Source organism: Lactovum miscens (genome assembly GCF_014202895.1).
Classification (GTDB): Bacteria; Bacillota; Bacilli; order Lactobacillales; family Streptococcaceae; genus Lactovum; species Lactovum miscens.
Map to the genome: position 1 here is coordinate 24983 of NZ_JACHHV010000019.1, position 6790 is coordinate 31772.

Annotated in this window: 9 protein-coding genes; 1 reads left to right on the plus strand and 8 read right to left on the minus strand. The window is 36.7% G+C overall.

The annotated features are described in order from the left end of the window. The first annotated feature begins 33 nt into the window (after nt 1-33). Nucleotides 34-471 (plus strand): GNAT family N-acetyltransferase, encoded by a 438-nt coding sequence (locus HNQ37_RS05720; RefSeq protein WP_183540205.1) that lies wholly within the window; start codon nt 34-36, stop codon nt 469-471. A 2-nt stretch (nt 472-473) separates the two neighbouring features. On the opposite strand, the gene HNQ37_RS05725 is transcribed toward HNQ37_RS05720, so the two are convergent. The 8 genes from HNQ37_RS05725 to era form a co-directional block, all read right to left on the minus strand. Next, nucleotides 474-1076 carry a uracil-DNA glycosylase family protein gene (locus tag HNQ37_RS05725; RefSeq protein WP_183540208.1) on the minus strand — a complete coding sequence of 201 codons (603 nt, stop codon included), beginning with the start codon at nt 1074-1076 and terminating at the stop codon, nt 474-476. A 65-nt stretch (nt 1077-1141) separates the two neighbouring features. Next, the gene (rsmA, locus tag HNQ37_RS05730; RefSeq protein ID WP_183540223.1) at nt 1142-2020 is read right to left on the minus strand and encodes a 16S rRNA (adenine(1518)-N(6)/adenine(1519)-N(6))-dimethyltransferase RsmA; all 879 of its coding nucleotides are present in this window, start codon (nt 2018-2020) and stop codon (nt 1142-1144) included. Next, nucleotides 2007-2585, minus strand: a complete 579-nt coding sequence (rnmV, locus tag HNQ37_RS05735; RefSeq protein ID WP_183540225.1) for a ribonuclease M5 — start codon at nt 2583-2585, stop codon at nt 2007-2009. Before rnmV ends, rsmA begins: the two co-directional genes overlap by 14 nt. Nucleotides 2586-2633: 48 nt before the next feature. Further along, entirely contained in the window at nt 2634-3404 is a 771-nt protein-coding gene (locus tag HNQ37_RS05740) for a TatD family hydrolase (protein WP_183540210.1), read from the minus strand. Between the two features lie 119 nt (nt 3405-3523). Further along, nucleotides 3524-3922 (minus strand): transcriptional regulator Spx, encoded by a 399-nt coding sequence (gene spx / locus HNQ37_RS05745; protein ID WP_183540212.1) that lies wholly within the window; start codon nt 3920-3922, stop codon nt 3524-3526. Between the two features lie 174 nt (nt 3923-4096). Further along, entirely contained in the window at nt 4097-5254 is a 1158-nt protein-coding gene (recA, locus tag HNQ37_RS05750; protein ID WP_183540214.1) for a recombinase RecA, read from the minus strand. Between the two features lie 229 nt (nt 5255-5483). Beyond that, nucleotides 5484-5672, minus strand: coding sequence for a hypothetical protein (locus HNQ37_RS05755; protein ID WP_183540216.1), 189 nt, complete (start codon nt 5670-5672; stop codon nt 5484-5486). Nucleotides 5673-5683: 11 nt separating this feature from the next. Beyond that, entirely contained in the window at nt 5684-6586 is a 903-nt protein-coding gene (gene era / locus HNQ37_RS05760; RefSeq protein ID WP_183540218.1) for a GTPase Era, read from the minus strand. Nucleotides 6587-6790 lie beyond the last annotated feature (204 nt).

A 6790-nucleotide genomic window follows, 5' to 3' on the forward strand; every position in this document is an offset into this window, starting at 1 on the left:
AATAATTCTAATTAGCAAGGTAATACACCCTATATGAAAATCAAACACACCCGTGACACAATGTCTAAAACATATTTAGATGCTTTAAAAATTCGCAATGAAGTTTTTGTCAAAGGACAAGGCATTGCCTATTCACTCGAAGTTGGCTCCCCAATTGATGAAGCCATGGCCGTACACTTTGTCCTATACAATAAACACGGTAAGGCATGTGGTACTTGTCGCCTTCTTAACAAACATGATGAAACACTTTTACAGCGTATGGCCGTACTTGAAGGAGAAAGAAAAAAAGGTTACGCTTCAATGCTTTTAACTGAAGCCATCAATTTTTCAAGAGAACATAGAATTCCAAACATAGTTCTTCATGCTCAGCTGAGTGCACGTGGATTTTATGAAAAGTTTGATTTCGAACCTATTGGTGAAGTTTTTGAAGAGGCCGGTATCAAGCATATCACAATGCAGCTAACTCTCTAAATCTAATCAAAATAGGATAAATCATCAAGTGCTTTTCTTATAATTTTTTTTATTTCTGGAACTACATCAGCTTCAAACCATTTGTTTTTGGCCAACCAGATATTATTTCTAGGGGAAGGATGTACTATTGGAAAAAAACCTTTAGAAAGATATTTATTATAGTTTTTTATAACCTCTGTTGAATTTTGATTTGATTTCAAATTAAGGTAGTACTTCTGTGCATAATTCCCAATCAATATAAAAATTTTTATATCTGGCATTTGTTTAAAAATTTGAGGATGCCATTTTCCCGCAAAATCTTTGCGAGGTGGTAAATCTCCAGACTTTCCTTTACCTGGAAAATAAAAATCCATTGGAACAATTGCAATTTTGCGAGAATTATAAAATTCCATACGTGAAATACCCGTCCATTCGCGCAAGCGATCGCCAGAAGGATCATCCCAATAGAGAGATTTTTCTTGGGCAATTCGTCCAGGTGCCTGACCTATAAAACAAATTTTTGCTTCTGGATATGCTGAATATAGAGGATCAATTTCTTGAGCTTCGAAATCTTCATTTTCTGGATCAGCTTTTATTTCTTGAAAAATTTTATCAAGATCATTCATACGTAAATCATAGCACTTTGGGTCAAAAATATTTCTATTTAAAAAGCTTGGAAAATTTCCCAAGCTCATTTTTTAAATTTAATCAAAGCATCAGCTAAAATTGCAAAGTCCTGTATAGAAAGAACTTCTGCTCGAATACTCGGTGCAATCTCTATTTTTAAAAGTATTTTTTCAATTTCAGGCTTGGCCTCTTTACCAAAGCCCTGCATAAGATTATTAATCAGCGTCTTACGACGATGAGCAAAGGCAATCTTAACTACTTTGAAAAGCCAATCTTCATCTTTTACTTCAACCAATGGCTTTTCGCGTCGCACCATTTTAAGTATAGCGGAATCAACATTTGGTGCAGGGACAAAAACCGTACGAGAAACTGTAAATGCAACTTCTGCCTCCATATAGTACTGAACTGCAATAGAAAGTCCACCATATTCTTTGTTACCTGGTTTAGCTGCAATTCGATCAGCTACTTCTTTTTGCATCATAACCACGAACTCATCAAATGGTATTTTAGAATTGATCAAGTGCATTAAAATAGGCGTTGTTATGTAGTAAGGTAGATTAGCAACGACTTTCAACGGATAATCCGGATGTTCAAACTTCTGAATGTACTCATTGAGATCTACTTTTAGAATATCAGCTGAAACCAATTGAAAATTATTGTAGTTAAAAAGAGTCTCTTCAAGGATAGGTATAAGGCTCTTGTCAATTTCAAAAGCCATGACTTCAGCTGAAGACTCAAGTAAGTATTGCGTTAATGAGCCAATACCTGGACCAATTTCAATGACGTTAGTTTCTTTAGTTAATCCTGCTGTCTCTGTGATTTTCGTTAAAATATTTTGATCAGTCAAAAAATTTTGACCAAATTTCTTCTTAAAGTTAAAATTATGGCGCCGCAGTATATCTTGCGTACGTATGATATTCGAGATACGCTCAATTTCTGTAATCATTCATTACTCTTTCTATTTCTTCTAACGGGACAGAAAACATATTCAAACGTTTTAAAAGCTGCTTACCATTAGCATAACCAATTCGAAGCTCTTTGCAGAGAAATTCACGTCTTCGGCGACTATCTTTGCCCATGACAAGCCCAAAAAACACAAGGTCTGACAAGATTAACTCTTTACTTATATGATCCACTCCCCTTGTTTTTGATGCACCTTCAAGTGAACTTAAAGCTAATTCAAGAGCTTCAAAGTCTGCATGTTCAACTCCCAAAGAATGGCCCTTGGTTTTCGACTTTGGTTCAGCCTCACTTCTTTGAATAAAGGCATGCTCAGCATCTGGAATTTCAGACATAATTATCTTACGAATGCGTTCACCTTGATAATCAGGATCTGTAAAAACAATCAGTCCACGCTTCTCCTGAAGAGAGATCAACTGCTCAATATCATTCTTATTAATAGCCGAACCACGAGTCTCATAGGTATCAACATCATAAAATCTTTTAAGATTCGTTGTGTCGTCACGCCCTTCTACCACAATGATTTTATTTATTTTTCTCTTTGTCATATTTTCATTTTTACTCATAACTCCGCTCTCTCTGAAAAAATTTTGAAATCATAGTTTGAAAATTTTCATGCTATTTTCAAAAGTAGCATCTGCCACTTCCTCAAAAGTGAGACAGCGGAGTTCTGCAATTTTTTCAACTGTGTAACGTGTATAACCAGGTTGATTTTCTTTACCACGGTAGGGCATGGGTGTCAAATAAGGTGCATCCGTCTCAACCAAAATTCGATCCAACGGAAGTTTAGCTGCTGCTTCTTGTTCCCCTAAAGATTTCTTAAAGGTGACTATACCTGAAAAAGAAATCATCATCCCCAATTCTAAAAACTTTTTAGCCCACTCATATGTTCCTGAAAAATTATGAATAATCGCACCAGCGCTACCAACTCCTTCTTCTCGAATTATTTCGTAAGTATCTTCTATTGCCTCTCGGGTATGGACCTGGAAGGGTTTATCAAATTGCTTCGAAATACGTATCTGCTTGCGGAAAACATCTTCTTGCAACCATTTAGGTGCTTCCATCCAGTGATAGTCAAGTCCGATTTCTCCAATCGCAACTACTTTGGGGTTTGATAGATTATCCATCAGAAATTGCTCCGTCTCTCCATCAAAGGCAGACGCTGCATCAGGATGCCAACCAATTGTGGCATAACATATCTCAAACTCGTTTGCTAGTTTAAGGGCCCAGTCATTTGTCTCTTGGTCTACTCCAACATTGTTAAGCAGGGCTACTGAAGATTTTTCAGCAAAATTGATCAGTTCATTTTCACGACCGATAAATTGCTCTGAATTAAGATGGGTGTGGCTATCAAAGATTTTAATCATAGTTTAATTGTAGCAGAAAAAGGTTAGTTTCACGTTTTATTTTCATTCCCAAACCCTTTTTAACCTGAGTATCACCTTCCAAATTTCAAACACAAGAAAAAGCGACGAAAGGTCGCTTATTAGATTACGTTTTGCATACGTACGCCAGCATTTTCAAGAACACGCACTGTACGAGGAAGAAAAGTACGAATTTCCTCTTCATTGTAACCCACATGGAGTCTTTTGTCATCCATAATGATAGGACGACGAAGAATTTGAGGGTTATCGGAAATAATTTTCAATGCCCGAGACAAAGGTAGATCTTCAAAATCATAACCCAATGTCTTTACAAATCGGTTACGGCTTGAAATCAAGCCTTCAATTCCATCATCACAGCGCATTAAAACTTGCTTCACTTCCTCAGGCGTGAGGGGATCAGCAATAATATTTCTTTCTTCAAATGCAATATTGTGCTTAGCTAACCAAGACTTGGCTTTCTTACACGATGTACAACTAGGTGCGGTATATATCTCAATCATTCATAATTTCCCCAAAATTTATATGTAATTATAGCACCTTTTCTCTCAATTTTTATGCTTTTCAGTAAATTTTTGTTTATTTTTCATTAGAAAACGTTTTCTATTTTAGTGCATAGACACGTCGATTCTTATGTGAAAATAGAGAGACATAAGTCTCTCTATTCAAACTTTTTCTTATTCTTCAATTTCAAGTGGTTCCAATTCGAGCTCTTCTTGAAGGTCTTTCTTTTTAGAAATTTTTGAAGTTTTTACTTCAATTTCTTCAATCTTTTCATCCAATACTGGAACTGGCAAACCATAATTTTCACGAACTGCACGGTCGATTTCCGCAAAAACTTCTGGGTTTTCTCTCAAATAAGCCTTGGCTTTTTCAGCACCTTGGGCAATCTTTTCATCTTTGTAGGCAAACCAAGCACCTGACTTCTGTACAATGTTCAAATTAGATGCAATGGTCAATAATTCACCTTCACGTGAGATACCTTCACCATACATGATTTCAACAGCAGCAACTTTAAATGGTGGTGCCACCTTATTCTTAACCACTTTGATCGTAGTTTCCTTACCTATTGCTTCTTTATTATCACCTGTTCCAATTTCTACACGTTTAGAACCACGCACATCCAAACGAACAGAAGCATAGAATTTCAACGCACGACCACCAGGAGTTGTTTCCGGAGAGCCAAACATAACACCAACTTTTTCACGAAGCTGATTAATAAAGATGGCAATTGTTTTTGTCTTATTGATAACTGAAGCTAATTTACGCATAGCTTGAGACATCATACGTGCTTGAAGACCTACAGATGCATCCCCAATTTCACCATCAATTTCGGCACGTGGTACTAATGCGGCAACTGAGTCAATAACAATAATGTCAATTGCACCAGATTCGATTAATTTTTCAGCAATTTGCAGGCCCTGCTCGCCTGAGTCAGGTTGTGAAAGTAAAAGTTCATCAATATCCACCCCAAGAGCTTGAGCATATACTGGGTCTAGGGAATGCTCAGCATCAATAAAAGCTGCAACCCCACCATCTTTTTGAGCTTGTGCAACTGCATGAAGGGCAACAGTCGTTTTACCAGAAGATTCTGGGCCAAAGATTTCAATAATACGTCCTTTAGGATAGCCTCCCACACCAAGAGCTATATCAAGTGCTAATGAACCTGAGCTCATCACTTGAACTTTTTGACTAGCAGACTCGCCCAGACGCATTAAAGCCCCTTTACCAAAATCTTTTTCAATCATTTCTAAGGCTTTATTGAGTGCCTTTTCACGTTCATCACCAAACTTCTTTGTAATATCATCTAAACTTTTTTTTGACTTCGCGGCCATGATGGTCTCCTTTTAATAATAGCCGAATCTGTTCAGCTATTTTCTATTGTTTTATCAGCTATAATATTGTAACACAAAACAAAACTTTTAGCTATAATTAGAAACTCTTTGTTATATTTTTATTTAAAATTTCCACCTCTTATTATATATGTTTTTTTAGTGAATTTGTTTCAAACATCTTATATAAGTCTTATCAAAAAGAATCGAAATTTTCGATTCTTTCTTTGGCTTAGCAATGGCCTTCGGCAGATTCGTTGTACCATTTCCCTTCAAGCTCATCAAAAATCTTGAGTTGATTTTCATCTATAAATTGTAGGACAGCTTGGCGACTAAAACCTGTAAAGTCAGAAGCAGCGCCAATTGTCACAATTTCTCTGTTGAGAATCTTATCCGCCAACTCATCAAATTTGGCTTTCATTTAATTTTTCCTTAGTCTTCATCCTTAACATAGCCAAAGTCTGAAAGATCAATTTTCTTGTCACGCCAGTCTTCCTTAACTTTAACCCAAGTTTCTAAATAAACCTTGTCACCCAGCATCAATTCAATATCACGGCGGGCAAGTTGACCAATTTTCTTGATCATGGATCCACCTTTACCCAAAATAATCCCTTTTTGAGATTTACGCTCCACATATATTGTAACTGCGATGTGCATCTTGTCAAACTCATCACGTTTCATCGACTCGGTCACAACAGCGATAGAATGTGGAACCTCTTCACGGGTTAATAGTAGAATTTTTTCGCGAACCATCTCAGACACAATGAACCTTTCTGGGTGATCAGTAATTTGATCATCTGGGAAGTATTTAGGTCCTTGAACTAATTTGTCAGTCAAAATGTTAAGTAATGTATCGGTATTACTGCCTTGGAGTGCAGAAATTGGCACAACCTCAGCAAATTCCATCTGTTCAGTGTAATCTGCTACCTTCTCAAAAAGACGATCAGGATGTACTTTATCAATCTTATTGATAACTAAGATAACTGGAACCTCTGCCCTCTTGAGCCGATCGATAATCATGTCTTCACCAGTTGAGCGGGGCTCATCTGCCGCTACCATGAATAGGACAACATCACATTCACGCAAAGTCGAATATGCCGCTTGAACCATGAAGTCTCCAAGTGCATTATGTGGCTTATGAATACCTGGTGTATCAATAAAGACAATCTGCTCCTCAGGCGTCGTATAGATTCCCATGATCTTATTACGCGTCGTCTGTGGCTTGTCAGACATGATAGCAATTTTTTGTCCCATCACTTGATTAAGAAAAGTAGACTTTCCTACATTTGGGCGACCAAGAATCGCCACAAAACCCGATTTAAAATTATTTGTCATAGGCACATTATAACATACCATCTTATATGACAATCAATAGAAACAGTAATTCTCTTGACTTTAATAACTTTATTTAATTTAAATTTTTGAGTTCAAATAAGGAAAAAATTAGGCAAATTGCAAATTTAATTTAGCCACCCCGATACATCTGAAATGGTGTCTGATACTTGAACATTTTTCTTGGATAACAATTCATCCAAGTCT